Genomic DNA, 2,255 nt, shown 5'->3' on the forward strand with positions numbered 1-2,255 from the left:
GCCCCGGAGAGGATGGCATCGGGACCGTAGTTTTCGTAGAAGGGCTCGAAGACGACGACCTCGTCCCCCGGGTCGATGATCCCCATGAGCGCGGCGATCATCCCCTCGGTGCTGCCGCAGGTGACGGTGATCTCCCGCTCCGGGTCCACCTCGAGGCCCGCCGACCACTTCACCTTGGCCGCGAGCGCCTCCCGAAGCCCCCGGGCCCCCCAGGTGATGGCGTACTGGTTCACGTCGGCCCGGATGGCGGCGACGGCTGCCTCCTTCACCTCGGCCGGCGCCGGGAAGTCGGGGAAACCCTGGGCCAGATTGATCGCGTCGTGCTGCTCCGCCAGGCGGGTCATCTCGCGAATGACCGACTCGGTGAAGATGCGGGTCTTGGCGGCAACCCGGGATCTGGTCATCGGCCCTCTCGGAGGGGGGAAAGTCCCCTCCCCCTACCAGAAAGCGCGGGGGGTGTCAACCTGCGGGGGGATGGGCGGACGCGGGCCGGCGCCGGCGGCGCCGGCGCCGCCGGCGGCCGGGAGGGCCGGGGGGTGGGGCCAGGGCCTTGAGGAGGTCGGGCCCAAGGAGCTCTTCCTGCCACCGGTGGAGGACGTCCAGGGCCCGGAGCGCCTCGAGCGTGGAGGGCCGCGCGGTGGCGATCACCACCAGGGCCGACTTCGGGGCGACCAGGGCGGGGTCGAGCCGGAGGCGGCGGGCGGCGGCATCTCGGACCTCGCGCAAGCGCGCGACGCGCGGGCCCAGGGCCGGGTCCTGGGGTGGGCGCTCCCGCTCGGGGAGGACCGGCCAGGCCTCCGGGGGGAGAGCGAGGCCCCGGGCGATGGCCTCCACCAGCCCCTCCCGGAGCGACCCTGTGATGTTGCGGGGGAGCTTCACCCCCGCCGGGATGCCCGAGCTTTCCCCCCCGGCCGCCTTCGCCGCCAGGGCGACCAGGTACTCGTTGCCGATGATCCGGAACGCGGCGACGTCCCGACCCCGCGCCACCCCCTCGCGCCACCCCCAGAGTTCCCGGAGGACGGCCAGAGCGCGCGGCGGGAGGGCGTGGCTCCCGCGGAGCCGCCACTCCCGCTCGGGATCGGGCGCGCGCGGGCTGAAGCGGACCGCAGCCAGGCTCCGGCAGGTCTCCTGGTGCCATGCCAGGCGTCCCTTGGCAGCGAGTTCCGCCTCGAGGCGCTCCGCCAGCGGGAGCAGATAGTGGATGTCGCCGAGGGCGTAGGCGGCGAGGTCCGGGGGGAGGGGGCGCCGCGACCAGTCCGCCCGCTGGACGCGCTTGTCCATCACGACACCGAAGTAGCGCTGGATGAGGGCGGCCAGGCTGAGCTCCTCCTGGCCCAGCAGTTGCGCCGCCAGCATGGTGTCGAAGAGCTCGCCCGGAACGAACCCGAAATGGCGGTTCAGCAGCCGGAGATCGTAATCGCCCCCATGCACGACGAGGGGCTTCGCCTCCAGGAGCTCCACCAGGGGCCTGAGGTCCGGGCCGGCCAGGGGGTCCAGCAGGGCCTCGCGGTCGGGCGTGGCCACCTGGATGAGGCAGAGCTTCTCGTAATAGTGATGGAAGGAGTCGGCCTCGGTGTCGAGGGCCACGACGGGGGCGGCCAGGACGTCGTCGAGAACCCCCGAAAGGCCATCGGGCGTGTCGATGATGGAAGGGTCAGAAAGCATCGCACCTCGCGGGAAGGCGAAGCAGGGCCCGCCGGGCCGTCCCCCCCATTGTAGTCGCCCGATGCACGGCGGGCAAGGCGTCACCGCCACGCGCGATCGGGGCGTCAGTAGCCACGGGCGCGGCGGACCAGACCCTTCAGGGGGCGGCCGGCCCGGAGGCGCCGGAGGTTCTCTGCCAAGAGGCTCACCTCCCGCTCGGGGAAGGCGGGGCCGGCGATGTGGGGGGTCACGATCACCTTCGGGTGGCGCCAGAAGGCATGGTCCGGGGGGAGCGGCTCCTCGGAGAACACATCCAGCACCGCCCCGGCGATCCAGCCCCGCTCGAGGGCGACGAGCAGCGCCGCCTCGTCCACCACCGGCCCGCGGCCGATGTTCAGGAGCCAGGCGGTCCGTCGCATCGCCTGCAGTTCGCGGCGTCCGATGAGGCCGCGGGTCAGGGGGGTGAGGGGAAGGACGAGGACGAGGAAATCGAGGGGGGCGAGGAACGCCCGCAGGTCCTCGAGTCCGAAAATCCGCTCGGTGCCCGGCGCGCGCCCGCCGCCCCGGCGGAGGCCCCAGACGCGCATTCCGAGGGCGCGCGCTCGCCTGCC

The 2,255-nt window shown here is 73.4% G+C and carries 3 protein-coding genes; all 3 read right to left on the reverse strand.

Features of this window, described 5'->3' with window-relative positions:
- Positions 1-404: aminotransferase class I/II-fold pyridoxal phosphate-dependent enzyme (locus VGT06_04735; GenBank protein HEV8662437.1), on the reverse strand; the 404-nt coding region annotated here is incomplete at its 3' end.
- Between the two features lie 55 nt (positions 405-459).
- Entirely contained in the window at positions 460-1,665 is a 1,206-nt protein-coding gene (locus VGT06_04740) for an HRDC domain-containing protein (protein HEV8662438.1), read from the reverse strand.
- A gap of 104 nt (positions 1,666-1,769) precedes the next feature.
- On the reverse strand, positions 1,770-2,255 hold a 486-nt coding region (locus tag VGT06_04745; protein ID HEV8662439.1), incomplete at its 5' end, for an NAD(P)-dependent oxidoreductase.

The sequence above is a fragment of the Candidatus Methylomirabilis sp. genome, from assembly GCA_036000645.1.
Classification (GTDB): domain Bacteria; phylum Methylomirabilota; class Methylomirabilia; order Methylomirabilales; family JACPAU01; genus JACPAU01.